The organism is Jiangella alba, from assembly GCF_900106035.1.
Taxonomy (GTDB): Bacteria; Actinomycetota; Actinomycetes; order Jiangellales; family Jiangellaceae; genus Jiangella; species Jiangella alba.
In genome coordinates, this window is the sequence record NZ_FNUC01000004.1 from 1,322,435 (window position 1) to 1,347,204 (window position 24,770).

At 73.4% G+C, this 24,770-nt stretch carries 28 protein-coding genes and 1 pseudogene; 10 read left to right on the plus strand and 19 right to left on the minus strand.

The window, feature by feature from the left end; all coding sequences use genetic code 11:
* Positions 1 to 39 precede the first annotated feature (39 nt).
* Positions 40 to 690: a DNA methyltransferase gene (locus BLV02_RS23965; RefSeq protein ID WP_069109283.1), complete on the plus strand. Its 651-nt coding sequence runs from the start codon at positions 40 to 42 to the stop codon at positions 688 to 690.
* Here the strand turns inward: BLV02_RS23965 and BLV02_RS23970 are convergent.
* Both BLV02_RS23970 and BLV02_RS23975 read right to left on the minus strand, forming a co-directional pair.
* Complete coding sequence (locus tag BLV02_RS23970; protein ID WP_141711365.1) at positions 687 to 1,223, minus strand: GNAT family N-acetyltransferase; 537 nt, start codon at positions 1,221 to 1,223, stop codon at positions 687 to 689. The genes BLV02_RS23965 and BLV02_RS23970 overlap by 4 nt on opposite strands.
* Entirely contained in the window at positions 1,211 to 2,113 is a 903-nt protein-coding gene (locus BLV02_RS23975) for a LysR family transcriptional regulator (protein ID WP_074946633.1), read from the minus strand. Before BLV02_RS23975 ends, BLV02_RS23970 begins: the two co-directional genes overlap by 13 nt.
* A gap of 89 nt (positions 2,114 to 2,202) precedes the next feature.
* Here BLV02_RS23975 and BLV02_RS23980 point away from each other — a divergent pair, with 89 nt between their 5' ends.
* A complete protein-coding gene (locus BLV02_RS23980) occupies positions 2,203 to 3,558 on the plus strand; it encodes an FAD-binding oxidoreductase (protein WP_069109281.1) in 1,356 nt (451 codons plus the stop codon).
* Positions 3,559 to 3,572: 14 nt separating this feature from the next.
* On the opposite strand, the gene BLV02_RS23985 is transcribed toward BLV02_RS23980, so the two are convergent.
* Positions 3,573 to 4,325, minus strand: coding sequence for an ABC transporter permease (locus BLV02_RS23985; RefSeq protein ID WP_069109280.1), 753 nt, complete (start codon positions 4,323 to 4,325; stop codon positions 3,573 to 3,575).
* Positions 4,322 to 5,302, minus strand: coding sequence for an ATP-binding cassette domain-containing protein (locus BLV02_RS23990; protein WP_069109607.1), 981 nt, complete (start codon positions 5,300 to 5,302; stop codon positions 4,322 to 4,324). Before BLV02_RS23990 ends, BLV02_RS23985 begins: the two co-directional genes overlap by 4 nt.
* A gap of 74 nt (positions 5,303 to 5,376) precedes the next feature.
* Here BLV02_RS23990 and BLV02_RS23995 point away from each other — a divergent pair, with 74 nt between their 5' ends.
* On the plus strand, positions 5,377 to 6,327 hold the full coding sequence (locus BLV02_RS23995; RefSeq protein ID WP_171906632.1) for a helix-turn-helix transcriptional regulator: 951 nt from the start codon (positions 5,377 to 5,379) through the stop codon (positions 6,325 to 6,327).
* Between the two features lie 3 nt (positions 6,328 to 6,330).
* On the opposite strand, the gene BLV02_RS24000 is transcribed toward BLV02_RS23995, so the two are convergent.
* Positions 6,331 to 6,993 (minus strand): O-methyltransferase, encoded by a 663-nt coding sequence (locus tag BLV02_RS24000; protein ID WP_069109278.1) that lies wholly within the window; start codon positions 6,991 to 6,993, stop codon positions 6,331 to 6,333.
* Between the two features lie 114 nt (positions 6,994 to 7,107).
* Here BLV02_RS24000 and BLV02_RS24005 point away from each other — a divergent pair, with 114 nt between their 5' ends.
* The gene (locus BLV02_RS24005; protein ID WP_069109606.1) at positions 7,108 to 8,040 is read left to right on the plus strand and encodes a DNA polymerase beta superfamily protein; all 933 of its coding nucleotides are present in this window, start codon (positions 7,108 to 7,110) and stop codon (positions 8,038 to 8,040) included.
* Here BLV02_RS24005 and BLV02_RS24010 read toward each other — a convergent pair.
* Positions 8,021 to 8,509: a GNAT family N-acetyltransferase gene (locus tag BLV02_RS24010; RefSeq protein WP_069109277.1), complete on the minus strand. Its 489-nt coding sequence runs from the start codon at positions 8,507 to 8,509 to the stop codon at positions 8,021 to 8,023. The two genes, BLV02_RS24005 and BLV02_RS24010, sit on opposite strands and share 20 nt — an antisense overlap.
* A gap of 46 nt (positions 8,510 to 8,555) precedes the next feature.
* Between BLV02_RS24010 and BLV02_RS24015 the strand changes: the two genes are divergently transcribed.
* On the plus strand, positions 8,556 to 9,047 hold the full coding sequence (locus BLV02_RS24015; RefSeq protein WP_069109276.1) for a glutathione peroxidase: 492 nt from the start codon (positions 8,556 to 8,558) through the stop codon (positions 9,045 to 9,047).
* Between the two features lie 141 nt (positions 9,048 to 9,188).
* Here BLV02_RS24015 and BLV02_RS38370 read toward each other — a convergent pair.
* Both BLV02_RS38370 and BLV02_RS24020 read right to left on the minus strand, forming a co-directional pair.
* Positions 9,189 to 9,392, minus strand: a pseudogene (locus BLV02_RS38370) (MFS transporter); the annotation flags it as partial.
* 46 nt (positions 9,393 to 9,438) lie between these two features.
* Complete coding sequence (locus BLV02_RS24020; protein ID WP_069109275.1) at positions 9,439 to 10,263, minus strand: NAD(P)H-binding protein; 825 nt, start codon at positions 10,261 to 10,263, stop codon at positions 9,439 to 9,441.
* An 82-nt stretch (positions 10,264 to 10,345) separates the two neighbouring features.
* On the opposite strand from BLV02_RS24020, the gene BLV02_RS24025 reads away from it, so the two are divergent.
* Positions 10,346 to 11,269: an AraC family transcriptional regulator gene (locus BLV02_RS24025; protein ID WP_069109274.1), complete on the plus strand. Its 924-nt coding sequence runs from the start codon at positions 10,346 to 10,348 to the stop codon at positions 11,267 to 11,269.
* On the opposite strand, the gene BLV02_RS24030 is transcribed toward BLV02_RS24025, so the two are convergent.
* A complete protein-coding gene (locus BLV02_RS24030) occupies positions 11,266 to 12,216 on the minus strand; it encodes a hypothetical protein (RefSeq protein ID WP_069109273.1) in 951 nt (316 codons plus the stop codon). The genes BLV02_RS24025 and BLV02_RS24030 overlap by 4 nt on opposite strands.
* Positions 12,217 to 12,308: 92 nt before the next feature.
* On the opposite strand from BLV02_RS24030, the gene BLV02_RS24035 reads away from it, so the two are divergent.
* Positions 12,309 to 12,860, plus strand: coding sequence for a PH domain-containing protein (locus BLV02_RS24035; protein ID WP_069109272.1), 552 nt, complete (start codon positions 12,309 to 12,311; stop codon positions 12,858 to 12,860).
* Between the two features lie 25 nt (positions 12,861 to 12,885).
* The gene (locus BLV02_RS24040) at positions 12,886 to 13,338 is read left to right on the plus strand and encodes a peroxiredoxin (RefSeq protein WP_069109271.1); all 453 of its coding nucleotides are present in this window, start codon (positions 12,886 to 12,888) and stop codon (positions 13,336 to 13,338) included.
* 7 nt (positions 13,339 to 13,345) lie between these two features.
* Here BLV02_RS24040 and BLV02_RS24045 read toward each other — a convergent pair whose 3' ends face one another.
* A complete protein-coding gene (locus tag BLV02_RS24045; protein WP_069109270.1) occupies positions 13,346 to 14,233 on the minus strand; it encodes an ABC transporter substrate-binding protein in 888 nt (295 codons plus the stop codon).
* 40 nt (positions 14,234 to 14,273) lie between these two features.
* Between BLV02_RS24045 and BLV02_RS36720 the strand changes: the two genes are divergently transcribed.
* Positions 14,274 to 15,125 carry an LppM family (lipo)protein gene (locus BLV02_RS36720; protein ID WP_171906631.1) on the plus strand — a complete coding sequence of 284 codons (852 nt, stop codon included), beginning with the start codon at positions 14,274 to 14,276 and terminating at the stop codon, positions 15,123 to 15,125.
* An 11-nt stretch (positions 15,126 to 15,136) separates the two neighbouring features.
* Here BLV02_RS36720 and BLV02_RS24055 read toward each other — a convergent pair whose 3' ends face one another.
* From BLV02_RS24055 to BLV02_RS24065, 3 genes are all read right to left on the minus strand, one after another.
* The gene (locus BLV02_RS24055) at positions 15,137 to 15,823 is read right to left on the minus strand and encodes a YceI family protein (protein ID WP_069109605.1); all 687 of its coding nucleotides are present in this window, start codon (positions 15,821 to 15,823) and stop codon (positions 15,137 to 15,139) included.
* A gap of 77 nt (positions 15,824 to 15,900) precedes the next feature.
* Positions 15,901 to 17,040 carry a winged helix DNA-binding domain-containing protein gene (locus BLV02_RS24060; protein WP_069109268.1) on the minus strand — a complete coding sequence of 380 codons (1,140 nt, stop codon included), beginning with the start codon at positions 17,038 to 17,040 and terminating at the stop codon, positions 15,901 to 15,903.
* Positions 17,041 to 17,079: 39 nt separating this feature from the next.
* A complete protein-coding gene (locus BLV02_RS24065) occupies positions 17,080 to 19,560 on the minus strand; it encodes a phosphoketolase family protein (protein WP_141711364.1) in 2,481 nt (826 codons plus the stop codon).
* A gap of 159 nt (positions 19,561 to 19,719) precedes the next feature.
* Here BLV02_RS24065 and BLV02_RS24070 point away from each other — a divergent pair, with 159 nt between their 5' ends.
* Complete coding sequence (locus BLV02_RS24070; RefSeq protein WP_141711363.1) at positions 19,720 to 20,028, plus strand: hypothetical protein; 309 nt, start codon at positions 19,720 to 19,722, stop codon at positions 20,026 to 20,028.
* A gap of 2 nt (positions 20,029 to 20,030) precedes the next feature.
* On the opposite strand, the gene BLV02_RS24075 is transcribed toward BLV02_RS24070, so the two are convergent.
* The 6 genes from BLV02_RS24075 to BLV02_RS24100 all read right to left on the minus strand — a co-directional run bounded on the left by BLV02_RS24075 (position 20,031) and on the right by BLV02_RS24100 (position 24,728).
* Complete coding sequence (locus BLV02_RS24075; protein WP_069109266.1) at positions 20,031 to 20,909, minus strand: proline dehydrogenase family protein; 879 nt, start codon at positions 20,907 to 20,909, stop codon at positions 20,031 to 20,033.
* 153 nt (positions 20,910 to 21,062) lie between these two features.
* The gene (locus tag BLV02_RS24080; protein WP_069109265.1) at positions 21,063 to 21,509 is read right to left on the minus strand and encodes a carboxymuconolactone decarboxylase family protein; all 447 of its coding nucleotides are present in this window, start codon (positions 21,507 to 21,509) and stop codon (positions 21,063 to 21,065) included.
* Between the two features lie 273 nt (positions 21,510 to 21,782).
* Positions 21,783 to 22,406, minus strand: a complete 624-nt coding sequence (locus BLV02_RS24085) for a superoxide dismutase (protein ID WP_069109264.1) — start codon at positions 22,404 to 22,406, stop codon at positions 21,783 to 21,785.
* A 115-nt stretch (positions 22,407 to 22,521) separates the two neighbouring features.
* Complete coding sequence (locus BLV02_RS24090) at positions 22,522 to 23,178, minus strand: acVLRF1 family peptidyl-tRNA hydrolase (RefSeq protein ID WP_069109604.1); 657 nt, start codon at positions 23,176 to 23,178, stop codon at positions 22,522 to 22,524.
* A gap of 367 nt (positions 23,179 to 23,545) precedes the next feature.
* On the minus strand, positions 23,546 to 24,103 hold the full coding sequence (locus tag BLV02_RS24095; protein WP_069109603.1) for a Uma2 family endonuclease: 558 nt from the start codon (positions 24,101 to 24,103) through the stop codon (positions 23,546 to 23,548).
* Between the two features lie 115 nt (positions 24,104 to 24,218).
* Positions 24,219 to 24,728, minus strand: a complete 510-nt coding sequence (locus tag BLV02_RS24100) for a DUF1990 domain-containing protein (protein WP_069109263.1) — start codon at positions 24,726 to 24,728, stop codon at positions 24,219 to 24,221.
* Positions 24,729 to 24,770 lie beyond the last annotated feature (42 nt).

Here is a 24,770-nt window from a genome sequence, read left to right on the forward strand (position 1 = left end):
GCGGCCACGTCGCGCCGCCCGGGTCGGCAAGATGTCCGTATGAGGCCCTGGCTGCAACAGTGGATGGACGACCTCGTCAGCGAGCGCTACGCGGAGGCCGACGAGAACGTTCACTTCACCGAGAACCTGGCCGAGACGGTCATCGCCGAGTACTCCCTGCCCGGCCAACTGGTGCTCGACCCGTTCGCCGGGTTCGGCACCACGCTGGTCGTCGCGGAGCGGATGGGCCGGTCCGGACTGGGCATCGAGCTGCTGCCGGAGCGGGCGGACATGATCCGCCGCCGGCTCGACGGCGCCGGCGAGGTCATCGACGGCGACGCCCGCGAGGTCGCGGCGCTGGTCGATCGCCCGGTCGACCTGTGCCTGACGTCGCCGCCGTACATGACGCTGAAGAACCACCCGGAGAACCCGCTCAACGCCTACGAGACCCTCGACGGCGACTACCAGACCTACCTCGGCGAGCTGGACGGCATCTTCGGCCAGGTCGCCGGGCTGCTGCGGCCGTGGGGCCACCTCGTCCTCAACGTCGGCAACATGATCGACGACGGCGTCGCCACCACCCTCGCCTGGGACGTCGGCGCCATCGTCGGCCGCCACCTGACCTTCCGGCAGGAGACGTTCCTGTGCTGGGACGAGCAGCCCGAGTGGCTCACCGGCGACTACTGCCTGGTGTTCCAGAAGAGCGGCTAGAGGGGCTTGTGCCAGACGAGGAAGTCGCACGGCGTGGCCAGCAGCGGCGCCAGGTGCGGATAGTCCTCGTCGATGCTGCCGCGGCGGACCACCCGGTAGCCGATGCGCTCGTACCACTGGGCGAGGAACGCCTTCGCCGGGTGCGTCCAGGCGCGAGGCACCAGCAGCTCCAGCCGCATGGTCGTGCGGCCTTCGTCGCGGCTGCGGTCCTCGGCGAACCGCACCAGCGCGCGCCCGACGCCGCTGCCGCGATGCTCCGGGTCGGCGGCGAGCAGTCCGAACTCGCCGGTGGCGTCGTCCCAGCGCTGGACGTGGACGCACCCGATGGTGCGGCCGTCGTCGCGGGCGACGGCGATCTCGCCGGCCCGGATGAACCCCGCGACCTCGGCCGCGGACGTCCGGCTGGCGCCGTCGAGCCACAGCCCGGTCTCGGAGTCGGCGTAGACCCCGTTGACCAGCGCGGCGAGCGCCTCGACCAGCGCGACGTCGCCGGCCGCTCCCGGCCCGAGCAGCTCGACGCTCAGCTCACCCATGTCGTCAGTCCTACCGCACTGCCGCGCTCGAGGTCGTGGGTGGCGGCCAGCAGCTGCCGGATCGCCGGCGACGGCGGGCCGGCGGGCACGGCGAGGTAGGTCGTCGAGACCGGTGCGGCGAGCCGGCGATAGGCGACGCCCGGCATCGGCGGTGGTGGGCCGACCTCGTAGAACAGAGTCCACGACGGGGCGGCGTGGGCGAGGTCGGCGATGGTCTCGCGCAGTGACGTGAACGGCGGGCCGGCCGGTGGGTCGATGCCGGCCGCCTCGAACGCCGCGGCCACCAGCCGGTGAAACGGCGGGTTGGCGCGCGGATCGGCGAGCCGGACCGGCAGGTCGCCGAGGTCGCCGAGCCGCACCGTCTCGGTGGCGGTGAGCGGGTGCCCGCCGGGCAGAGCGACCACGACGGGGTCGGTCCAGAGCGCGAGCAGCTCCAGTCCCGGCGCGTGGGCGACATCGCGGACCAGGGCGGCGTCGAGCACGCCGGAACGCACGGACGCGAGCCGGTCGGCCAGCTTCACCGTGCTCAGCCGGACGCGCAGGTCCGGCGCGCGGGAGGCGATCGCGGCCAGCAGGCCGGGCAGCCGGCGGCCGGGCGCGGGGCTGGTGCCGAGCCGCAGCGAGCTGGCGCCGGCGAGCTCGGCGGCCAGTCGCCGGGTGCGCTCGGCCGCGGCGAGCACGGCCCGTGCCTCGGGCAGCAGGCGGTCGCCCTCGGCGGTCAGCCGGACCCGCCGGGTGGTCCGCTCGAACAGCACGACGCCGAGCTCTCGCTCCAGGCGGCGCAGCTGCTGGCTGACGGCGGGCTGGCCGACGTGCAGGGCCTCGGCGGCGCGCGCGAACCCGCCTTCGTCGGCGATGGCGACGAAGTACGCGAGCTGCCGCAGCTCCACGGGCCTCCCCAGATTCATCACGGTCAGTGATCACTCTAGGTGCCCTCTCGGCCTGGTGCGGGCGGCCGGGCTCGGGTGGAATCGTGACCATGAACACGACACCGCAGGCGGCGGTCGCCGATCTGGCCCGCCGCATCGACGGGCCCGTGCTGCTGCCGGGCCAGGACGGGTACGACGACGAGCGGTCCGGCTTCAACCTCACCGTCGACCATCGTCCCGACGTGGTGGTGGGTGCGACGTCGGCGGACGACATCGCCGTGGCGGTGCGCTTCGCCGCCGAACGCGGCCTTCCGGTCGTCGCGCAGGCGACCGGTCACGGCGCCGGCGTCCCGCTCGACGGCGGGCTGCTGATCTCCACCCGGCGGCTGGACGGCGTGCACGTGGACTCGGACGCGCGGGTGGCACGGATCGAGGCCGGCGTGCGGTGGCACCAGGTCATCGAGCCGGCGGCGGCGGCCGGGCTGGCGCCGTTGAACGGGTCGTCGCCGCTGGTCGGCGCCGTCTCCTACACGCTCGGCGGCGGACTGCCGGTGCTCGGCCGGACGTTCGGCTGGGCCGCGGACCGGGTCCGCCGGCTGGAGATGGTCACCGCGGACGGCACGCTGGTCGCCGTCGGTCCCGAGGAGAACGCCGATCTGTTCTGGGCGTTGCGCGGCGGCAAGGGCGGCTTCGGCATCGTGACGGCGCTGGAGGCCGAGCTGGTCGCGGTGCCTGAGCTGTACGGCGGCGCGCTGGTCTTCGCCGCCGACCAGGCCGGCGACGTGGTGCACGCGTGGCGCGACTGGGTGTCGCGGCTGCCGGACGAGTTCAACTCGTCGGTCGGGCTGGTGCGGCTGCCCGACCTGCCCGGCGTGCCGGAGCCGCTGCGCGGCCGGCTGACGGTGCACGTTCGCGTCGCCTACGCCGGCCCCGCCGACGCGGGCGAGGACCTGGTGCGGCCGCTGCGCGACGCCGGACCCCGGATCCTCGACACCGTCGCACCCCTGCCACTGGCCGGCATCGCCGCCGTCTACAACGACCCGACCGAGCCCCTCGGCTACGACGAGCGCTCGCTCATGCTCGCCTCGTTCGATGCGGCCGCGGCCGACGTGCTGCTGGCGGCGGCCGGGCCGGACGCGTCCGCCGACGACCTGATCATGGTCGACGTGCGGCGGCTGGGCGGGGCGCTGGCTCGTCCGCCGCGGCACCCGCGCGCCCTCGACCACGACGACGCCGCGTTCAGCGTGGCCGCGGTCGGCCTGGGGCCGGGCGCCGGTGATGCCGTGCTGGCCGCGTTGGCGCCCTGGGGCACCGGTCTGCGGTTCCTCAACTTCACCGGCGGCCCGGCCGCGGCCGGGCTGGCGCCCGAGGCGTTCCGGGCGCCGGCCCTGGACCGGCTGGCCGCGATCAAGCGCGACCGCGACCCCGGCGGGGTGTTCCCCGCCCCGCACCTGGCCGGGCGTTGACCCTCGTCGAACGGTCAGGACGAGCGGCGCATGGCGCGGGTGCCAACCGCCAGGCCGAGCGCCGCGACGGCGACCGAGGCGACGACGGCGGCCAGGACGGTCGACGCCGGGAACTCGCCGTTGAAGAGGGCGCGTTCCGCGTCGACGACGTAGGTCAGCGGGTTCGCGCTGGACAGCGCCCGCAGCCAGCCGGGACCGTCGTCGACCGGGAGCAGGATGCCGGCCAGCAGCAACAGCGGGAACAGCACCGTCTGCTGCACGGTCCAGAACAGCCACTCGGTGTTCTTCGACGCCAGCGCCAGCGTGTACGACAGCGCACCCAGCCCGACCGCCATGACGGCGAGGATGGCCACGCCGGTCAGCACGCCCAGAATGTGCAGGTCGAAGCCGAACGGCACGCAGACCAGCACGATGATCAGCGTCTGCACGATCATCGGGACGATCTCCTTCAGCGCCCGCCCGACGATCAGCGCCGGCCGCCGCAGCGGCGTCACCAGCATGCGCTCGTGCGCACCGGTCTGGATCTCGAACAGCAGGTTCGACCCGGTGAACGACGTGCTGAACAGGCACGACATCACCACGATGCCGGGCACGAACCACTGCAGCGCGGAGCCGCCCTCGACCTCGGGCAGCAGCGGCGCGAACAGGCCGAGGAACACCAGCGGCTGGATCATGCTGAACACGACGGAGAACGGGTCGCGCAGGACCGGCCGCAGCTCGCGGCTGAAGACGGTGACGGTGTCGGTGATCATGGTGGTGCTGCTCATGCCGCGACCTCCTCGGTCGACGTGGTGACGACGCCCTCGCGCAGGCTGCGCCCGGTGAGGTTGAGGAAGACGTCGTCGAGGGTGGGCCGGTTGACGGCGGTGGACTCGACGGCGATGCCGGCGGCGTCGAGGTCGCGGAGGATCCCCGGGACCAGCCGCGGCCCGCCGGCGACCCGCACCTCGACCGTCGCCCCGCCGCTGCTCACCGTCGCATCGGACAGCGACGACAGCCGCGCGGCCGCACGTCCCGCGTCGCCGCCGGAGCCGAAACCGAGCGTGATCAGGTCGCCCGCGTGATCGGCCTTGAGCCGGGCCGGGGTGTCGTCGGCGATGACGGTGCCGTGGTCGACGACGATGACCCGCTCGGCCATCGCGTCGGCCTCGTCGAGGTAGTGCGTCGTGAGCACGATCGTCGTGCCGTGCTCGGCGCGCAGCTTCAGGATGTGCTCCTGCAGGTTGGCCCGGTTCTGCGGGTCCAGCCCGGTGGACGGCTCGTCCAGGAACAGCAGCCGGGGCGCGTGGATGAGGCCCATCGCGATGTCGAGCCGCCGCTTCTGCCCGCCGGACAGCGACGACACCGGCCGGTCCGCGACGGCGGCGAGGTCCAGCGACGCGACCAGCTCGTCCGCCCGCGCCTTCGCGTCGCGCGTGCTCATGCCGTACGCCCGGCCCTGGCTGACCAGCTCGTCGCGGCCGCGCTGAGCGTGCGCGGCGCCGTTGCCCTGGCCGATGTACCCGATGACCCGGCGCACCTCGCGCTGCCGCGCGACGACGTCGTAACCGGCCACCGTCGCCGTGCCCGACGTCGGCGGGATCAGCGTCGTCAGCATGCGCAGCGTCGTCGACTTCCCGGCGCCGTTCGGTCCGAGCAGGGCGACCAGCTCGCCCTCCGCGACGTGCAGGTCGAGCCCGCGCACGGCCTCGACGACGTCCTTCTTGACCGTGAAGTGCCTGGTCAGGCCCGTGGTCTGGATCATGGTGTCGTTCATGGGAACCACGTTAGAATCCATTCCGGCCACTTTCTGACCTCAATTGCGAGGACGCTGAAGACATGGCGAACACGAGTGCCCGGATGCTGCGGCTGCTGTCGCTGCTGCAGACGCATCGCTACTGGCCGGGGGAGGAGCTGGCCGACAAGCTCGGCGTCAGCCCGCGCACGCTGCGCCGCGACGTCGACCGGTTGCGCGAGCTGGGCTACCCGGTCGACGCGGCGCGCGGCGTGGCCGGCGGCTACCAGCTGCAGGCCGGCGCCGCGCTGCCGCCGCTGCTGCTGGACGACGAGGAGGCGGTCGCCATCGCGGTCAGCCTGCGCACGGCCGCGGGCGGCGGCGTCGGCGGCATCGAGGAGACGTCGGTGCGGGCCCTGGCCAAGGTGGTGCAGGTGCTGCCGCCGCGGCTGCGCCGCCGGGTCGACGCGCTGCACACGTACACCGTCCCGTCCATCCCGGGCGACGGGCCGCGGGTCGACTCCGACGCGCTCACCGTCATCGCGCAGGCCTGCCGCGACGACGAGCGGCTGCGGTTCCGCTACACGTCACGCGACGGCGCCGGGACCGGCCGGCTGGTCGAGCCGTACCGGCTGGTGTCGCGGGGGCGGCGCTGGTATCTCGTCGCCTGGGACGTCGAACGGCACGACTGGCGCACGTTCCGGGTCGACCGCCTGACCGAGCCGGTCGCGACCGGCGCCCGGTTCCGGCCGCGCGAGCTGCCGGCCGCCGACGCCGCGACGTTCGTGCACGAGCGGCTGGCCGCGGTGCCGACCCGCTACCGCGTCGTCGTCGACGTCCGGGCGCCGGTCGCCGAGGTGGAGCGGCAGGTGGCGACCTGGGGGTCGGTCGAGTCGACCGGACCGGCGTCCTGCCGGCTCACCATGAACGTCGACACGCTGGACTGGCCGGCCTTCATGCTCGGCGCGATCGCCGCCGACTTCGACGTCGTCGAGCCGGCCGAGCTGCGCGGCTACCTGCGCGACCTGGGCGAGCGGTTCCTCCGCTCGGCGTGACGCTCAGACGTCGGCGGTCACGACGGCGAGCAGGAAGCCGTCGTAGCCCTTGCCGCCGACGGTCTGGACGGCGGTCGCGGTGAGCCGCGGCTCGGTGGCGACGTACTCGAACAGCCGCCGGGTGCCGTCGACCGCGGCGTCGCCGGTGGTGGCGTCGATGACCCGCCCGCCGCGCACGACGTTGTCGACGACGATGACGGTGCCGCGCCGGGCCAGCCGCAGTGCCCAGCCGACGTAGTCGCGGTTGGACGGCTTGTCGGCGTCGATGAAGACGAGGTCGAACGGCCCCTCCAGCTGCGGGAGGGTGTCGAGCGCCGGGCCGACCTTCACGTCGACGCGGTCGAGCAGCCCGGCGCGGCGCAGGTTCGCCGTCGCCACCTCGGCGTGGGTGGGGTCGGCCTCGAGCGTGACCAGCCGGCCGTCGGCGGGCAGCGCCCGGGCCAGCCAGATGGTGCTGTAGCCGCCGAGCGTGCCGATCTCGAGCACCCGCCGCGCCCCCGCGATCAGCGTCAGCAGGTGCAGGAACTTGCCCTGGTTGGGCGCGACGTTGATGGCCGGCAGCCCGGCGGCGTCGCTGTCGCGCAGCGCGTCGTCGAGGACGGGGTCGGCTCCGACCAGATGCTCGCCGAGATACCGGTCGACCGCGTTCCACTGCTGCTCGCTCATACCGTCAACCTACCGGCGGCGGGAGTACCTGCCGATGCAAATGATCCGGTCCAAACGGTTGAAACCCGATGGATCGTCGGACGGGCGGCCGGGTCGCGGGCGAGAATGGGCGGCATGTCTCGCCTGAGCGCCCCTGCGCGAGTCCCGGTCGGCACGCAGGTCGTCGTGCACGGCACCGCGGCCGACGCCGCCGTACCGGGTACCGGCCGCGGCCTCGCCGGACGCGTCGTCCGCGAGGCCGGCGGCACGTACACCGTCGCGCTGGCCGACGGCCGGCTGGTCGAGGCCACCCCCGAGCAGCTCGGCACGCTCACCGATCCGCCGTCCGAGCTGCCCGAGCCGGTCCGCTCCGGCGCACCCGACGACCTCGTCATGGCGCGCACGCTGTACGCGGCCGCCGTCGGCCACGTGCCCGCCGATCCCGGCGCCGAGCTGACGGTGCGCGGCGTCTACCAGGCCCCCACGGCCGCGTTCTGGTCGCTGCGCAAGCCGCCCGAGCAGGTCGTCGGGCCGGGGGCGTCGTGGCTGTCGTGGGAGGTCGAGCAGTTCTGCCGGCTGGCCCTCGACGCCGACCCGGTCTGCCTGGAACTGCTGTGGTCGCCGCGGCGGGTGTGGGTCAGCGACCTCGGCCGCGAACTGCTCGACCTGCGGCCGGCGTTCCTGTCGCAGACCATCTCCGCCGCCTACGCCGACCACGTGCTGGCCGGCTTCACCCGGCTGGCCGGCGACGACGATCCTGACGCCGAGCAGGCGGCCGCCGCGGCCGACCTGCTGCGGCTGCTGGTCGACGGTCAGGCGCTGCTGCGCACCGGCGACGTCGGCGTCCCGTCCGACGAGCACCTCGACCGGCTGGCCGCCGTCCGCTCCGGCGCCCTGCCGTGGGACCAGGCCGACGCCTACCGCGTCGAGTTGCAGCAGCAGCTGGACGAAGCCGCCGCCGCGTCGCACCTGTCGCCCGGTCCCGACATCGGCCGGGTCGACGCCTGGCTCAGCGACCTGCGCCGCCGCGACCTGGAGGGGCCCGCCGTCACAGCCGCCGGTGCATGATGTGCAGCCCGACGTAGCCGTGCACGGGATGCTGGAAGCCCTCGGGTAGCGTCCCGATGACCTCGAACCCGAGCGAGCGCCACAGCGCGACCGCCCGGGTGTTGGTCTCGACCACCGCGTTGAACTGCATCGCGCGGTACCCGGCGTCGCGGGCCCAGTCGATGACGTGCTCGCCCAGCGCCCGCCCGACGCCCTTCCCGGAGTGCTCCGGCGCGACGATGAAGCTGGCGCTGGCGACGTGCGACGCGGGGCCCTGGTGGTTGCGGTTCATCTTCGCCGAGCCGAGCACCGTCCCGTCCTCGTCGACGGCGACGACGGTGCGGTCCGGCGGCTCCAGCATCCAGATGCGCCGTCCCCGCTCCGGGTCGAGGTCGCGCGGCAGCGTGTACGTCTCGCCCGCCGCGACGATGCGCTGCAGGATCGGCCAGATGGCCGGCCAGTCGTCGCCCCGGGCGTCCCTGATCTCCATGGCGTGAGCCTAGGGTGAGGACGACAGCCCAGCGTGAGGAGCCCGCGTGACCAGCCTGTACGACATTCCACTGCACACCATCGACGGCCCCGGCGCTTCGCTCGCCGACCACCGCGGCAGCCTCCTGCTGCTGGTCAACGTTGCGTCGAAGTGCGGTCTGACCCCGCAGTACGAGGGTCTCGAGCGGCTGCAGGAACGCTACGCCGAGCGCGGCTTCACGGTGCTCGGCTTCCCGTGCAACCAGTTCGGCGGCCAGGAGCCCGGCACCGCCGACGAGATCCAGGAGTTCTGCTCCACCACCTACGGCGTGACCTTCCCGCTGTACGAGAAGGCCGACGTCAACGGGCCGGGGCAGCAGCCGTTGTACGCCGCGCTGACCCAGGTCGCCGACGCCACCGGCGAGGCCGGCGACGTCCAGTGGAACTTCGAGAAGTTCCTGGTCTCCGCCGACGGCGACGTGCTCGGCCGGTTCCGCCCGCGGGTCGAGCCCGAGTCCGACGAACTCGTGACCGTCATCGAGGCGCATCTGCCGCGCTGACCTCCGGCTCGCTGCGCCGTGGCGCCGGTGCGGTCGGGCGGGTGCCGAGCACGCTGATCGGGGCGATGCCCAGCATCACCAGCGCGAGCCCCGCGGCGGCCGTCCCGGCGCTGCCGCTGGCGAGGTCGAGCCGGCCCGCGTCCCGCCCGCGACGGGGCCGAGCGCGATCCCGGCGGACAGCGCGGTCACCCACATCGCGATCACCGTGCTGCGCTGACGTGGGTCGGTGAACAGCCGGCCGATCAGCGCCAGCGTCGACGGCAGGACGGCGGCCCCGGCGATCCCGAGCAGGCCGCGCGCGGTGATCGGCAGCCGCCGCCGGCCGATCCGGTCGCCGAGCGTGCCCCATGATCACCAGGCCGAGTCACTCGCGCCGCCCGCGGTGCCGCGTTCAGACACGCCAGGCGCCCGCGGCGGCGGCGTCTCGCACGTAGACGGTGAAGTCGCGCGGCTCGCGGCCCAGCGCCCGCTGGACGCCGTCGGACAGGTGCGCGCTGAGGCCGGCGCGGATGTGCCCGAGGTAGCGCCCGATCTCGGTCGCCACCTCCGCCGGGAAGCCGCGGCCGACCAGGTGAGCGACGTACTCGTCGGCGGTGACGTCCACGTGGCGCAGGTCGCGTCCGGACGCCCGGCCGATCTCCGCCAGTGCTTCGGCCCAGCTGAGCGCGCGTGGTCCGGAGAGGTCGTAGACGGCGCCGTCGTGCCGGTCCGACGTGAGCGCGGCTGCGGCGATCTCCGCGACGTCGTCGAGGTCGACGAACGGTTCGAGGCCGTCGCCGGTGGGCAGCGGCAGCGCTCCGGTGGCGACGTCGTCGCTGATGAACGGCGCTTCGGCGAAGTTCTGCGCGAACCAGGCCGGCCTCAGGACGGTCCACGCGGCGCCGGAGGCGCGGACCGCCTCCTCGGCCTCCAGCGAATCGCCGAGGTCGGCCCAGGCCCGCGCCGACAACAGCACGAACCGCTCGACGCCGCGGGCGACGGCCAGCTCGGCGAACGGGCGGACGAGGTCTGGCCGCGCGTCGTCCTGCACGACGTAGGCCGCGACGGCGCCGTCGACGGCCGGCGCCCAGGTGGACTCGTCGGCCCAGTCGAACCGGACCGCGCCGTGCCGCGAGGCGGCACGCACGCCGAGTCCCTGGGCGCGCAGCCGGTCGGTGACGCGGCGGCCGGTCTTGCCGGTGCCGCCGAGGACGAGGATCTGTGGATCATGGCTCATGCTGTCGAGTCAACCGGCGGTGAGTGAGACGGAGAATGGGTCAGGCGCTTGTCTGGATGTCTGAGCGTCTACGCTGGGCGCCATGGAGGACGCGCTCTCGAGTCTGCTCGGCCGGCTCCGGCCGCACGGTGTGGTGTTCAGCCGGTCGGCCATGACGGCGCCGTGGTCGCTGCGATTCGTCGAGGGCGCGCCGCTGACGCTGGTGACGCCGCTGAGCGGGGGCGGCTGGATCACCCTCGACGACGCCGAGCCGGTGCGCCTCGAGACGCTGGACGTCGCCCTGGTCGTCGGTGCGCGGCCGTACACCGTCAGCGACCGCCGGGACACCCCGCCGCGGGTCGTGGTGCACGAGGCCGACCGGTGCACCACACCCGGCGGCGCCCCGGTCGACGACGACCTCGACATGTGCCGCCTCGACACCGACGGCGACACGTCGGTGCTGCTCAAGAGCACCTACCAGGTGCAGGGCACGGTGCCCGACCGCATTCTGAGCGCGCTGCCGCCGCTGCTGGTGGTGCCCGCGTGCCCCTGCCCGGCGATGGACATGATCGTGGCCGAGCTGGCCGACGACAAACCGGGCCAGCAGGTCATGCTCGACCGCCTGCTGGACCTGCTGCTCATCTCGACGCTGCGCGAGTGGCTGGACCGTCCGGACTCCTGCGCGCCGACGTGGTACCGCGCACACGGCGACGCGGTGGTCGGCACGGCGCTGCGGCTCATCCACGACGATCCCGCCCACCCGTGGACGGTGGCCGAGCTGGCGGCGAAGGCGGGCGCGTCGCGGGCCGCGTTCGCCCGCAGGTTCACCGGCCTCGTCGGGCAGGCGCCGATGGCCTACCTGACGGACTGGCGCATGTGCCTCGCGGCCGACCTGCTGCGCGACACCGACGCCACCGTCGAGGCCATCGCCCATCGGGTCGGTTACGCCAACGCCTACGCGCTCAGCGTCGCGTTCACCCGGGTCTACGGCACCCGCCCGAGCCGGCATCGGGCCGCCTCGGCCTAGTGGCCCGCCGCGGGCGGGGCGACCCGGGGCGCGATCTCCAGCAGCGTCGGCGCGAACGCGTCGGCCAGCCCGACGAGGAGGTCGCGGTCGTCCTCGGTGTCGTGCGGCCGGTGCCGGACGTAGATGCCGACCTGCTGGTCGCCCATCCAGTAGTAGACGCCGCCGACGGGGAGGTACACGCCGTTGTCGTGCAGGCCGCCGATGTGGAGCGTCTCGGCCCCCGGCCGCTCGGCCGCCCACATGCGGCCCACCTCGTCGCCGTAGCCGCGGACCGTCGCCGACACGACGTCGCGCCCCGCCGACCACTCGCAGCGCAGCTCGTCGACCGTCTGGCGGTCGCGGCGTTCCTCGGCCGGAGCGCCCAGCAGCGCCTCGGCCTGCGCGGTGACGGCGTCGCAGGCGGGCACGGTGCCCACCTCGGGCGCCGGCGCCAGTTCCGCCAGCCGGGGCAGCACCAGTTCGGCCAGCCTGATGGCGTTGTCGTCGCCGCCGCCCTGGACCCGCAACACCTTGCCGTCGGCGTAGACCTGAAGAGACCCGGCGCCCACGAAGTGCGCCGCCTCGCCCAGGCCGGGGACCGGCGTGCTGGCGCCCAGGCCTTCGGCGACGTACCGGTCCAGCAGTTCCTGGTGGTCGGCGGGCGTGACGGGGTCGATGGAGACCTGCAGCTGGAACGGGATCAGCGAGCTGGTGGTGGTGCCGTGGTCGATGGTGATCTGGCAGCTGTCGAACGACGGGTCGCCGACCGGGCCCGCATAGTCCGTCAGGCTGATGCGCATGCCGGCGTAGATCGAGCGCACCTCGTCGGGGTCGAGCAGGTCGCAGACGCGGGTGGCGGTGGGCACCGCGCCGGTCTTCGTGCCGGACGGGCCGTCGGCGGTGCCGGCCGTGCCGGCGCAGCCGGTGAGCAGCACGAGGAGGAATGCCACACTCGCCCGCAGCCGCACTCGCACCACCGTCCTGTATCGCCAACGCACATAGAGGATGACGCATCGGTCGGTCAGAACGGTTGCACCAGGTCATGTGCCATGATCGAGCCGTGACGAACCCCGTGGTGCTCCGGCACGCGCTCGGCCGCGCGGTGGCCGTCGCCGGCTGGGCCGCCGTGCTCGGCTGGCTGGTGGCGACGCGGCCCGCGGGCGGTGCGGGGCTGCTGTTCGCGGCGGCGGCGAGCGGGCTGCTCTGGGCGGTCTGCTGGCGACCGGCGGTGGTCATCGACGACGCCGCGGTCACCGTCCGCAACCCGCTGCGGAACGTGCGCATCGGCTGGTCCGCCCTCGACGACGCGAGCTTCGGCTGGTCGCTGCGGCTGCGCGCCGGCGACGTCGTCTGCCGCGCCGCCGCGGCGCCGGGCCCGGCGTCCATGTCCGCGCTCTACGACCGCCACGTGACGCCCGGCGGTGTGCTCGAACGCGACGCCGTCGCCCTGGCCGGACGGCGTCCGGCGCCGGCCCTGCTGGCGGTGCGGCAGCGCTGGGAGGCGCGCCGCTTCGAGCCGTCCGGCGAGGTGGCGGCGGCGCCGGCGGTCGCGAGCATCGCCGTGCTCGCGGCGTCGGCCGTCCTGCTGATCGCGGCCGCGCTCACGGGCTGATCACCCGCGGTGGCAGGATGACGGCATGGATGCCGGTGATCCCGTCCACGACTTCGTCCTCCCCGACCAGTCCGGCACGCCGCGCCGGCTCAGCGAGCTGCTGGCCGCCGGTCCCGTGGTGCTGTTCTTCTACCCGGCCGCGATGAGCCGCGGCTGCACGGCCGAGGCCTGCCACTTCCGCGACCTCGCCGCCGAGTTCGCCGCCGCCGGCGCCCAGCCGGTCGGCATCAGCGCCGACACCGTCGAGAAGCAGCAGGCCTTCGACGCCGGCCACGACCTCGGGTTCCCGCTGCTCAGCGACCCCGAGCGCACCGTCGCCGCCCAGTTCGGCGTCAAGCGGCGGCTGGGTGCGCTCCCAGTGAAGCGCCAGACGTTCGTCATCGGCGCCGACGCCCGCGTACTGGGCGTCATCCGCAGCGAGCTGGCCATGGAGAAGCACGCCGACCAGGCTCTGGACCTCCTGCGCGCCGCCGCCTGACCTCGCGTCAGGCGATGCGCCGGGCCAGCGCCGGGTCGGGCTCGCCCGCGGCACCGGGGTGCAGGATGGCCGCCAGCGCCTCGACGCCGTCGACGAGGCGGGGTCCGGGGCGGGCGAACGAGGCGTTGGCGTCGACCGCCCAGACCGGGCCGCCGGGCAGCCCGCCCGCCTCGACCAGCTCGGCGGCCAGCCGCGCGGACTCGTCCAGGCCGTAGCCGCACGGCGCGCACACCACGACGTCGGCCTGGCAGCCGGCGACGTCGTCGGGCGTGATGCGGTACGAGCGTTCGCCGGACCTGCCCAGCACCGGTCGGCCGCCCGCCGCCGTCACCATGTCCGGGACCCAGTGGCCGGGCGCGAACGGCGGGTCGGTCCACTCCAGGACCAGGGCGGGCACCGCCGGCAGGTCCGCGACCTTCGACCGGACGACGTCGAGCCGCCCCGTCAGCTCGCGGACCAGTTCGTCGGCCCGTGCCCGCGCGCCGACTGCCGTGCCGATGCGCCGGACCGACTCGAGCACCTCGCCGAGGTCCTGCGGGTCGATGGTGAGCACGTCGGCGGTGCAGCGCAGGTGCGCCAGGGCGTCGCGGACCTCGGTGACGTCGACGGCGCACACGGCGCACAGGTCCTGGGTGACGACGAGGTCGGCATCGAGCCCGGCCAGCGCGCCCTCGTCGAGGTGGTAGAGGTCTTCGCCCGCGGCCATGCGCTGCGCCACCAGCCGGTCGATCTCGGCCGGGCCGATGCCCTCGGGCAGCGTGCTGGTCGAGACGATGCGCCGGGACCGGGCCTCGGGCGGGTGGTCGCACTCGAATGTCACGCCCACGACGTTGTCGCCGGCGCCGAGCGCGAACAGGATCTCGGTGGTGGACGGGAGCAAGGACACGATGCGCACCCCTTCACGGTAGCCGGATCGTTGTGCCAGGCTGCGGGCCATGAACCGAACGCGACCTGTGCGCGCCCTCGCGGTGGTGGCCTCGGCGCTGCTGCTCACGGGGTGCTTCAAGATCGATATGCAGCTCGACGTGTCCTCCGACGACACCGTCGACGGCGAGATGGTGTTCGCCGTCAGCCGCGACGTGTCCGCGATGGCCGAGTCGATGGGCGAAGACCCCGACGACCTGCTCAGCGGCGAGATCGACGACCTCCCCGAGGGCACCCGGGCCGAGGACTACGAGGACGACGACTTCGTCGGCCAGCGCTACGTCTTCGACGACGTCCCCCTGACGGAGTTCGACCAGAACGGGACGTTCAGCATCACGCACGAGGGCGACGAGATCGTCGTCGGGGGCAACCTCGACCTCACCGACATGGACCCCGAGGCCATGGCGGAGGAGTTCGACGGCGAGGAGATGCCGTTCGGCGACCTCAGCGGGATGATGGACTCGATGGAGCTGCGGGTCGCCATCACCTTCCCGGGCGAGGTCACCGAGCACAACGGCGAGCTCGACGGCACCACCGTCACGTGGACCCCGGTCGCGGGCGAGCCCAACGAGATCAACGCCCGGTCCGCCGACTCCGGCGGCGGTGGCGGCGACAGCATCCCGGTGTGGATCTGGTTCGTCGTCGTGGCCGTGGTGCTGGGCCTCGCCGGGCTGCTGTTCTTCCTGTCCCGCAACCGCAACCAGGCCCCGCCGGCCGAGGAGGCGACGGTGGGTGCGGTCCCGCCGCCGCCCGGCCCGGGGCCGGTGCAGCCGACGACGCCGCTGCCGGAGGCCGGGCCGCCGGCGCCCCCGACAGGGGACGAGCCGCCGGCCGAGCCGGAGCCGCCGGCGCCGCCGCGCTGACGGCGTCCGCGTCAGCCGCGGCTGAGCGTCAGCAGGAACTCCACCGTGCCGTGGTCCTCGACCTTGACGAAGCCGAGGTCGGGCGGGCTCACGTCGAAGTCGGAGAACTGGATCTCGCCGGAGCCCGCCACCTGCACGCCGTCGCCGGAGCGCTGCACGTCGAGCTGGATCTCGATCGAGTGGGTGACGTCGCGCACCGTCAGGTCGCCGGTCGCGGTGACGCTGATCGGGCCGCCGGAGTCGAGGCCGGTCAGCGGCACCGGGGACGTCAGTGTGAACGTCGACGTCGGGAACTGGTCGGTCTGCATGATCGGGCCGCGGAACTGGCCGTCGCGGCTGCCGCTGTCGGTCGTCACCGTGGTCATGTCGACGGTGACCTCGCCCGCCGTCGCCTCGTCGCCGGCCACCGTGAGCTGGCCGGTGACGTCGCTGGTGCGGCCGACGACGGTGTTGTCCTGGCCGTTGAGCACCTCGTCGACGCGGTAGCCGGCCTCGGACCCGCCGGCCACCGTCCACGCGCCGTCGAGGCCGGCGTCGCCACCGGTGGCGGGCGGCGGCGACGTCTCCAGCGCCAGCGGTTCGGGCGCGTCGCCGCTGATGACGTTGATGTAGAGGTAGGTGCCGCCGATGACGATCAGCACGAGGGCCGCCAGCGAGCCGACGCCGATGACCACGCGGCGGCGGGTGAGCAGAGACATCCGGTCGACCTCCATGCAGTGCGGGTACTGCTTGTAATACGAGGAACTCGGCGGCTGGGATGGTGGTTCCGGTCACATCAGCGGGGGAGGACCCGGACCTCGGCCGCCGGCAGCCCGGCCCACCAGCGGTCGTAGCGGCGGTACACGGTGGGATCGCGCTCGGCCAGCAGCGCCGACAGCGCCGCCGCCTCCTTCGCCAGGCCGTCCCACTCGGCGTCGGTGAGCGGCCGGAACGCGGTGGCCTCGATGCCGTCGTCGACCGGCCGCCACACGCCCGCGACGAAGCCGTCGACCAGCAGCGTGGGCAGGGTGTCGCCGTTGCTGCGGGTGATCAGCTTGCGGTACTCGGGCGGGATGACGCGGCCGCGGTCGGCGTGCACGAGCAGCACGCTGTCCCACATGGCCAGCAGCCGCGGCGGCGCCGGCACGTCCTCGTCCGGACGCGGCGCGCCGGGCAGGTCGCAGAGCACCGAGCCGTCCGGGCCCTCGAACCGCGACAGCTCGTCGGCGACGGCGTCGACGGCGGCCCGGGACTGCGGGCGGCGCAGCAGGGCGAACTGGGCGAAGTCGGGCATGGTCACCGGGCCGAACGCGGCGACGTAGCGGCGGAACAGGGCGGCCAGCGCCGCCGCCGCGGTGTCGTCGTCGGCGATGGCCGGCGGGTCGGCGGCCGCGACGTAGGCCGGGCGGACGCCGAACGACCACGGCGCGCCGGTGGGCGCGTGCTGGACCGGCCCGAACTGCCGCAATGCCCACCACAGCCCCTTCATCGGCGCGCCATGCCGCTCGGTGAGCCACGCCTCGCACTCCGGTCCGCTGCGCGGCGTGGCCAGGAACTCCAGCAGGTCGGGGATGGCGGCCTCGGCGCCGGCGTGGCCCAGCCCGGTGACCCGGAACCGCGGGTCGTTGAGCCGCGACGCCCGCAGCGTCGGCTGCATGGCCTGCTGCCAGCGCGGGTAGTCGGCGGCGGGCACGGCGTGCAGCGTGATGCGCATCAGCGTCGCCTTCACCAGCGCCCGCTCGGCGAACGCGGCGTCGAGATCGGCCGGGTCGAAGCCGTCGAGCCGGTTCCACAACGCCACGTACGGCGACGCCGGGTGCTGCGCCTGCAGCGCGACCAGCCGCCCGACGGCGTCGACGACGTCGAGCGACGCGCGCTCCAGCAGCAGCTGCCGGGCCAGCGTGGCGCGGTTGAGCGCCCTGACGGTCATCGCCATGGCGGCATTCTGCCCCGCCGCACCGACAACCGGGCGCCGTCAGCCGTCCGTGCGTTCGCCCTGAACCGGCCCGGGCGCCGCCTCGAAGTCGGCGGCGGTGTCCTCGCCCGTGCGCGCCGGCAGCCCGCGGGCGCGCGCGTCGGGCCAGGCCCACTCGGCCACCTCGGGGATGTCGGTGCCGTGCTCGCGGGTGTACTGCCGGGCCCGCAGCCGGGCGTCGGCCATCCGCTGCCGCAGCACGGCCTGCTCGGCGGCCAGCCCCGGCACGCGGTCGATGACGTCCATGACCAGGTGGTAGCGGTCGAGGTCGTTGAGCATCACCATGTCGAACGGCGTGGTGGTGGTGCCCTCCTCCTTGTAGCCGCGGACGTGGATGTTGTCGTGGTTGGTGCGCCGGTAGGTCAGCCGGTGGATCAGCCACGGGTAGCCGTGGTACGCGAACACGACCGGTTTGTCGGTGGTGAACAGCGCGTCGAACTCGCGGTCGCTCAGCCCGTGCGGGTGCTCGCCCTCGTCCTGCAGCCGCATGAGGTCGACGACGTTGATGACCCGCACCCGCAGCTGCGGCAGGTGCCGGCGCATGAGGTCGACGGCGGCCAGCGTCTCGACGGTGGGGACGTCGCCGGCGCAGGCCAGGACGACGTCGGGCTCGCCCTCGCCGCCGTCGGTGCTGGCCCACTCCCAGATGCCGATGCCGCGGGTGCAGTGGGCGACCGCCTCGTCCATGGTCAGCCACTGCGGGCCGGGCTGCTTGCCGGCGACGACGACGTTGACGTAGTCGCGGCTGCGCAGGCAGTGGTCGTACGTGGACAGCAGCGTGTTCGCGTCCGGCGGCAGATACACCCGGATGACGTCGGCCTTCTTGTTCACCACGTGGTCGATGAAGCCGGGGTCCTGGTGCGAGAAGCCGTTGTGGTCCTGCCGCCACACGTGCGACGACAGCAGGTAGTTCAACGACGGGATGGGCGCCCGCCACGGGATCTCGCGGGTCACCTTCAGCCACTTCGCGTGCTGGTTGAACATCGCGTCGATGATGTGGATGAACGCCTCGTAGCAGTTGAACAGCCCGTGCCGGCCGGTCAGCAGGTAGCCCTCGAGCCAGCCCTGGCACTGGTGCTCGGACAGCATCTCCAGCACCCGGCCGTCGGGCGACAGCGAGTCGTCCGTCGGCAGCGTCTCGCCCAGCCAGCGCTTGCCGGACACGGAGACCGCCGCCGAGAGCCGGTTCGACGCCGTCTCGTCGGGCCCCATGATGAGGAAGTTCGACGGGTTCTCGCGGATGACGCCGGCCAGCCACTCGCCCAGCACGCGGGTCGGCTCGGCGACGGCGCCGCCCGGCACCGGCACGTCGACGCCGTGGTCACGGAAGTCGGGCAGCCGCAGGTCGCGGGTGAGCACGCCGCCGTTCGCGTGCGGGTTCGCGCTCATGCGCCGCGGCCCGGACGGCGACAGCTCGCGCAGGTCGGCGCGGAGCCGGCCGTCGTCGTCGAACAGCTCCTCGGGCCGGTACGAGCGCATCCACTGCTCCAGCAGCCGGGTGTACTCCTCGTTGCCGCGGACGGCGCTCATCGGCACCTGGTGCGCGCGGTAGGTGTTCTCGACCAGGTGGCCGTCGACCTCGCGCGGGCCGGTCCAGCCCTTCGGCGTCTTGAAGATGATCATCGGCCAGTCCGGCCGGTGGTCGTACTCGCCGGCCCGGTAGTCGCGCTGCGCACTCGCGATCTGGTCCAGCGCGTGGTCGAGCAGTTGGGCGAACCGGCGATGGATCGACAGGTGGTCCTCGTCGTCGAAGCCGGCCTCGAACCAGTACGGCGTGTAGCCGTTGCCGACCATCAGGTACTCCAGCTCCCGTTTCGGGATGCGGGCCAGCACCGTCGGGTTGGCGATCTTGTAGCCGTTGAGGTGCAGGATCGGCAGCACCGCGCCGTCGGTGCCCGGGTTGAGGAACTTGTTGCTGTGCCAGGCCGTGGCCAGCGGGCCGGTCTCGGCCTCGCCGTCGCCGACGCAGGCCGCGACGATCAGCCCGGGGTTGTCGAACGCGGCGCCGTAGGCGTGCGACAGCACGTAGCCGAGCTCGCCGCCCTCGTGGATCGAGCCGGGCGTCTCGGGCGCCACGTGGCTGGGGATGCCGCCGGGGAAGGAGAACTGGCGGAACAGCTCGCGCAGGCCCTCCTCGTCGTCGCCGACGTTGGAGTAGACCTCGCTGTAGGTGCCGTCGAGCCAGGCCGCCGACACCAGCGACGGGCCGCCGTGTCCCGGCCCGGACAGGTAGATCATGTCGAGGTCGCGCTGCACGATCGCGCGGTTGAGGTGCGCGTACAGGAAGTTCTGGCCGGGCGACGTGCCCCAGTGACCGAGCAGCCGCGGCTTCACGTGCTCGGCCCGCAGCGGCTCGCGCAGCAACGGGTTGTCCAGCAGGTAGATCTGCCCGACGGAGAGGTAGTTGGCCGCCCGCCACCACGCGTCGATGCGGGTGAGCAGGGCGTCGTCGATGGTGCGGGTGCTGGCCTCGTCGAGCATCGGCGCCGCTCCTTCGGTGGGTCCGCTCGTCAAGGACCAGCATGTACCCGGGAGTCGCCGACTCATACCCGTTTCTCAGGACGGTCTCCGGATCTTCTCAGGTTCGCCCGGAAGTATGTCGAGCACGAACCCACGCGAACCCCACAGATGGAGACGGCCATGTACGCGATCCCGACGGCGGCACACCTCCTCGGCGTCACCCCCGCGGCCCTCGAGGCCGCCCTCGAGCGCGGCGAGACCATCCGCAGCCTGACGATCGCCTGCGGCCAGGACCCGGAGCGCATGACCGACGCCGTCATCGACGCCGAGACCGCCGACGTCGTCGCGCTGGCCGGCATCGCCGGCTTCGGCCCCGACGCCGTCGCCGAGTTCGTCCGCGAGCTGCGCGACTACCTCGTCGCGTTCGTGCGCGACGGTCAGCGGGTGGCGGACCGGTTGTTCGAGACCCGCACCCTGCAGCCGGCGTGAAGTCAGGCGCCCTGCGCCTCGGCCACCCGGCGCATCCAGTAGCGGAACCAGCTGTCGCCGTACGGCGCGTAGACGCGGACGGGGACGCCGCGGGCGGCCAGCTCGCGGGCGTCGTCCTCGCGGACGCCCAGCAGCAGCTCGACCCCCGCGCCGGGAATCGCCTCCAGCAGCGCCTCGCGCAGCACCCGGTCGTGCGTCGCCAGCACCGGCGCCGAACCGGCTGCGTGCAGCTGATGGGCCAGCCGGACGAACGCGACGGTCGCAGGCTCGCCCCACGCGTGCGCGACGTCGGCGGACTCGAGGTACGCGCCCTTGACCAGCCGCACCGGCACCCCGGCGGCAACCAGCCGGTCGACGTCGCCGGGACTGCGGCGCAGGTTCGCCTGGACGGTCGCCAGCACCGGCGCGCCCGCCTCGGCCAGCGCCACCGTGAGGTCCATGATGTGCGGCGTGCGGTGGCTCTCCTCGGCGCTGATCTCCAGCCGCGAGCCGGCCGGGAGGACGTCCAGCAGCTGCTCCACGTGCCGGCGGCAGACGTCCGGCCCGAGGTCCAGCCCCAGGTGTGACGGCACGATCTCCAGGTACACGTCGCCGCCCACCTCGGCCAGCGCCGCGGCCGCCGCACGGTAGCCGCGCACGGTTTCCGCCAGCGACTCCTCGTCGGCGGCGCCCTCGCCGAACAGGTCGAGGCTGACCCCCAGGCCGTCACCGGTCAGCCGGCGCACGGTCTCGAGCGCCTCGTCCAGCGTCGTCCCGGCGACGTAGCGGCGGGCCGCGTTGTAGGCGAGATCCTGGGCCGGCGGGATCGCGCGGACCACCGACTCGACCTCTGTGCTGGTGGCGAGGGCGTACAGCGCGCGGCGGGCGAGCGAGGCGAACATGTCGTCGACGCTAGTGGTTCCGCGGGTGGAGGGGGATGCCAGCCCCGCCCGCCTCGCTCGTTCCTCGCTCGGACGCCCGAGCCTACCCCTGCTGGCATCCCCCTCCACCCGCTGGCCAGCCGTGGTCGCCGTGCTCGTTCCGCACGCCGCCGCTCAGGGGGTGGAAGGCGGTGGGGTCTTGGTGGGGACGTTGATGCGGTTCCACACGTTGATCGCCGCGATCGTCACCAGGATGTCGGCCAGCTCCTTCTCGGAGAAGTGCTTCGCGGCCGTGTCCCACACCTCGTCGGACACGCCGCCGTCGTCGGCCAGCCGGGTGACGGCGTCGGTGAGGGCCAGCGCCGCCCGCTCCCGCTCGTCGAAGAACGGCGCGTCCTCCCAGGCGCCGACGGCGAACAGCCGCCGGGCGTCCTCGCCGTCGGCCAGCGCGTCACGGCTGTGCATGTCGACGCAGAACGTGCAGCCGTTGATGATCGAGGCACGCAGCTCGATCAGCCACATGAGCCGATGCTCGACGTTGGCCTTGACGTACTCGGACAGGCCGTAGACGGCGCGGTAGCCCGCGGGTGCCGTGGCCGGGAAGCTCAGACGTTGCGTCATGCTCGTTCCTCTCGGTGCCGATGAAACGTGTCACCAAGACGACCGAGCCGGGGTCCGCGGGCGTGACGGCGCCGGATGTGAGGCCGCGCACAGGCGGCCGGGGTCAGCGGCCGAGCAGGAGTCCGGCGAGCACCGACGCGTAGCCGGCACACAGCGCGACGACGGCGATGCGGACGGCGGTGCCGCGTCGACTCGGCTGCGGCGGCGGTTTGAACACGCTGGCCTCCGGACGGTCGAGGGCGCCGGCCGGCTGCCGGCGCCCTCACGAGCGGATCAGGGCGTGAGCAGCCCCGACGTCTTCGACCGGGCCGCCTCGAACCGCGCGGCGACGTCCGGCCAGTTGACGATGTTCCAGAACGCCGCCACGTAGTCGGGCTTCACGTTCTTGTACTGCAGGTAGAACGCGTGCTCCCACATGTCGAGCATGAGCAGCGGGACGGTGCCGGCGGCGAGGTTGCCCTGGTGGTCGTAGAGCTGCTCGATGACCAGCCGCTGGCCCAGGCTCTCCCACGCCAGGATGGACCAGCCGGAGCCCTGGATGCCCAGCGCGGCCGCCGTGTAGTGCGCGCGGAAGCCGTCGAAGGAGCCGAAGAACTCGTCGACCGCGGCACCGAGGTAACCGTCGGGCCGGTCGCCGCCCTCGGGCGACAGGTTGTTCCAGAACACGGTGTGGTTGACGTGGCCGGCGAGGTTGAACGCCAGGTTCTTCTGCAGCTGGTTGACGGTGCCGAGCTTGTTCGTGGCACGCGCCTCCTCGAGCTGTTCGAGAGCGGTGTTCGTGCCGGCGACGTACGCCTGGTGATGCTTGGAGTGGTGGAGCTCCATGATCTGACCGGCGATGTGCGGTTCGAGCGCACCGTAGTCGTAGGGGAGATCCGGCAGAGAATAGTCGGCCATGGCTTCTGAGCTTCCTCTCGACGACATCGTCAGGCCCGGGACCTGTCCCTTGCTAACCTACGCCTGCCCCTCGGACGCGACCACCGACGGTCCGGACTCGGTGGTGTCGGCCTGATCACGGTGTGATGTCCGGCTCCATGAGGGTGATCCGGATCGCCCGGAATGTGGCCGGCGTCGCCTCCAGGACGACCCGCTTCGGGTCGGGGACGGCGAGGTGCGGCAGCCCCGCGGACCGCTCGCGCAGGTGTGCGAGCGCCGTCAGCCGGCGGTCGGCGAGCACGTGGTCGACGGCGGCACGGTCGCCCCCGGTGACGACGGCGTCCAGTTCGGCCGCGTGCGGCAGCAGCACCCGGGCCGCGACGTCGGCGGCGGCCTCGAACGCCTCGCGGGCCTGTTTCTCGCGGCGGCGGGCGAACCGCTGCTGCGACTGCCCGCCGGCCGCCGTCCGTCCCTGCACGTGCCGCGACCCCACCTTCGACGTCACCAGCGTGGCGCCCGCGAAGACGCCGGCCGCGTAGCCGCCGCGGCGGACCAGCAGCACCCCGACCCGGCGGTCGAGCCGCGCGTGCGCCGGCAGCCCGCCGTACGGCGCGGTGTCGTCCGGCCGCAGCGGCGGGAACGGGACCGCGCAGCTCGCCACGGCTCCGTCCGCCGCCTGCACCACGACGGCGACGGGCCCGGCCCGGTGGGTGGTGGCGCCGTGGCGCCGGGCGAAGCCGGCCAGCCAGGTCTCGAGCCGCTCGGGCGGGACGGTGAGCACACGTTCGGGCATGCGCACGAGAATGCCCGACGGATCGGAGGTTGCGACCCCGGCCTCCGCAGCGAGCCGGGGCCGCAACCGGTACCCGAACGCTGCCATGGGCCGATGGGTCGGCGGCTTTGCTTGCCCCCGCCGGCGGTCGGACTCCACGGCACTCGTCGAATGGACCCGTGTGAACTGGTCTGGGACCCCGAGCGGCAGCCCGGCGTCGTTGGACCCTTCGGTCCGGTGGTCGACCGCCGGAAGGGCGAGCCCGTGCCGGTGACGGCACGATCTCACTTCGATTACCTACACCATACCGGACGGATCGTCGAGGTCCACGTCGCGTTCACCGGCTGATCATCTCGCCGTACGGACAGGCCCGACCAGCGCGGACGCCCTACCCGACGAGGGCCGACGGTACGACCGTCACCGGGTACGGCTGTGTCAGCCGCACCTCGTCGTCGCCGCTGCCCCGGGCCACCTCCACGTACTCGCCGTCGACGAGCCCGTAGGCGACGATCGACGGCCCGCCCTCGGGGTCGACGATCCAGTAGGACGCGACGCCGCCCTCGGCGTACTTGGCGAACTTGACCTTGGTGTCGTAGAGGCGGCTGCTCGGCGACAGGATCTCGACCGCCAGTCGCAGCGGCTTCGTGAGCGGCCCGTCGCCGACGTCCTTCCTGGCCACCACCAGGAGGTCCGGCTGCAGCGAGTTGCGCTGGTTCGGCTGCCAGTCCAGCGGCGCGTAGAACACCTCCAGCTCGGCCGGACACGCACGATCGAGCGCCCGGAACAGACCACGGCTGATCCACTGATGCGTCGGCCGGGGCGACGGGCTCACGACCAGGATCCCGTCGACGAGCTCGTAGCGGTTGCCGTCGTTCTCCTCGAACTGGTCGAGGTCGTCCACCGTCCAGGCGTCATGCGCACGGCGCTGCTCCAGCATGGTTGTCATGGTGCCCTCCTCGGGCTCGGATGTCATTCGAGGATGGGCGCCGCGACCACCCGGAAACGGGTAGGGCTAACTTCCGGGCTAACCGCGCACCGGTTGCCCGTTTCGTCGCCGCTGGTCAGCCGTCTGACGCCGAGGCAGCCAGGCGGCGGGCGGACGTCACATAGCGGCGGGTGGCGACGGCCTGGGCGGCGCGGGTGAGCGGCCCGCCCAGCCGGGCGTACCACGCGCCCGGCCGGCTGAACGCCGTCACCGTGAACCAGACGTCGTCGTGGTCGTCGAGCTCGGCGACGAAGGACTCCTCGCCGCGCGCGGGGTGGCCGGGCAGCGTGCCGTAGCCGAACCCGCCGCGGCGGTTCTCGTCGAGCACCCAGACCACTTCGCAGGGGATGCGCAGCAGCCCGGCCATCGTGCTGGTGACCCGCACGCCCTGGGCGGCGCGCGGCTCGGACGACTCCACCCGCAGGCCGGAGCCGCGGTGCAGGCCGAACGTCAGGACGCCCTCGACGACGGCGGTGAAGGCGGCCCGGCCGTGGCCGACGCGTTCGCGGACGCGCGCATGGTGGTAGCCGGACGGCAGCGGCCCGCCGTCGCGGGTGGCGCCGACCTCGGGGTAGGTGAACGACATCACGCGCGACTCTGCCACAGCGGTGTCACATCCGCGTCGCGG

What these genes read in the sequence shown, in the direction of transcription:
- BLV02_RS24100 (WP_069109263.1), bottom strand. Translation starts at nt 24,728, where the DNA reads ATGTCGTTCACCTACCCCGAGGTCGGCGCCACCCGCGACGGCGGGCCG.
- BLV02_RS24020 (WP_069109275.1), bottom strand. Translation starts at nt 10,263, where the DNA reads ATGAGCCATGATCCACAGATCCTCGTCCTCGGCGGCACCGGCAAGACC.
- BLV02_RS23980 (WP_069109281.1), top strand. Translation starts at nt 2,203, where the DNA reads ATGAACACGACACCGCAGGCGGCGGTCGCCGATCTGGCCCGCCGCATC.
- BLV02_RS24095 (WP_069109603.1), bottom strand. Translation starts at nt 24,103, where the DNA reads ATGACAACCATGCTGGAGCAGCGCCGTGCGCATGACGCCTGGACGGTG.
- BLV02_RS24005 (WP_069109606.1), top strand. Translation starts at nt 7,108, where the DNA reads ATGTCTCGCCTGAGCGCCCCTGCGCGAGTCCCGGTCGGCACGCAGGTC.
- BLV02_RS24000 (WP_069109278.1), bottom strand. Translation starts at nt 6,993, where the DNA reads ATGAGCGAGCAGCAGTGGAACGCGGTCGACCGGTATCTCGGCGAGCAT.
- BLV02_RS23985 (WP_069109280.1), bottom strand. Translation starts at nt 4,325, where the DNA reads ATGAGCAGCACCACCATGATCACCGACACCGTCACCGTCTTCAGCCGC.
- BLV02_RS24010 (WP_069109277.1), bottom strand. Translation starts at nt 8,509, where the DNA reads ATGGAGATCAGGGACGCCCGGGGCGACGACTGGCCGGCCATCTGGCCG.
- BLV02_RS24025 (WP_069109274.1), top strand. Translation starts at nt 10,346, where the DNA reads ATGGAGGACGCGCTCTCGAGTCTGCTCGGCCGGCTCCGGCCGCACGGT.
- BLV02_RS24065 (WP_141711364.1), bottom strand. Translation starts at nt 19,560, where the DNA reads ATGCTCGACGAGGCCAGCACCCGCACCATCGACGACGCCCTGCTCACC.
- BLV02_RS23995 (WP_171906632.1), top strand. Translation starts at nt 5,377, where the DNA reads ATGGCGAACACGAGTGCCCGGATGCTGCGGCTGCTGTCGCTGCTGCAG.
- BLV02_RS23965 (WP_069109283.1), top strand. Translation starts at nt 40, where the DNA reads ATGAGGCCCTGGCTGCAACAGTGGATGGACGACCTCGTCAGCGAGCGC.
- BLV02_RS24060 (WP_069109268.1), bottom strand. Translation starts at nt 17,040, where the DNA reads ATGGCGATGACCGTCAGGGCGCTCAACCGCGCCACGCTGGCCCGGCAG.
- BLV02_RS24090 (WP_069109604.1), bottom strand. Translation starts at nt 23,178, where the DNA reads ATGCCCGAACGTGTGCTCACCGTCCCGCCCGAGCGGCTCGAGACCTGG.
- BLV02_RS24055 (WP_069109605.1), bottom strand. Translation starts at nt 15,823, where the DNA reads ATGTCTCTGCTCACCCGCCGCCGCGTGGTCATCGGCGTCGGCTCGCTG.
- BLV02_RS24075 (WP_069109266.1), bottom strand. Translation starts at nt 20,909, where the DNA reads ATGTTCGCCTCGCTCGCCCGCCGCGCGCTGTACGCCCTCGCCACCAGC.
- BLV02_RS24085 (WP_069109264.1), bottom strand. Translation starts at nt 22,406, where the DNA reads ATGGCCGACTATTCTCTGCCGGATCTCCCCTACGACTACGGTGCGCTC.
- BLV02_RS23990 (WP_069109607.1), bottom strand. Translation starts at nt 5,302, where the DNA reads ATGATCCAGACCACGGGCCTGACCAGGCACTTCACGGTCAAGAAGGAC.
- BLV02_RS36720 (WP_171906631.1), top strand. Translation starts at nt 14,274, where the DNA reads ATGAACCGAACGCGACCTGTGCGCGCCCTCGCGGTGGTGGCCTCGGCG.
- BLV02_RS24070 (WP_141711363.1), top strand. Translation starts at nt 19,720, where the DNA reads ATGTACGCGATCCCGACGGCGGCACACCTCCTCGGCGTCACCCCCGCG.
- BLV02_RS24040 (WP_069109271.1), top strand. Translation starts at nt 12,886, where the DNA reads ATGGATGCCGGTGATCCCGTCCACGACTTCGTCCTCCCCGACCAGTCC.
- BLV02_RS23970 (WP_141711365.1), bottom strand. Translation starts at nt 1,223, where the DNA reads ATGGGTGAGCTGAGCGTCGAGCTGCTCGGGCCGGGAGCGGCCGGCGAC.
- BLV02_RS24080 (WP_069109265.1), bottom strand. Translation starts at nt 21,509, where the DNA reads ATGACGCAACGTCTGAGCTTCCCGGCCACGGCACCCGCGGGCTACCGC.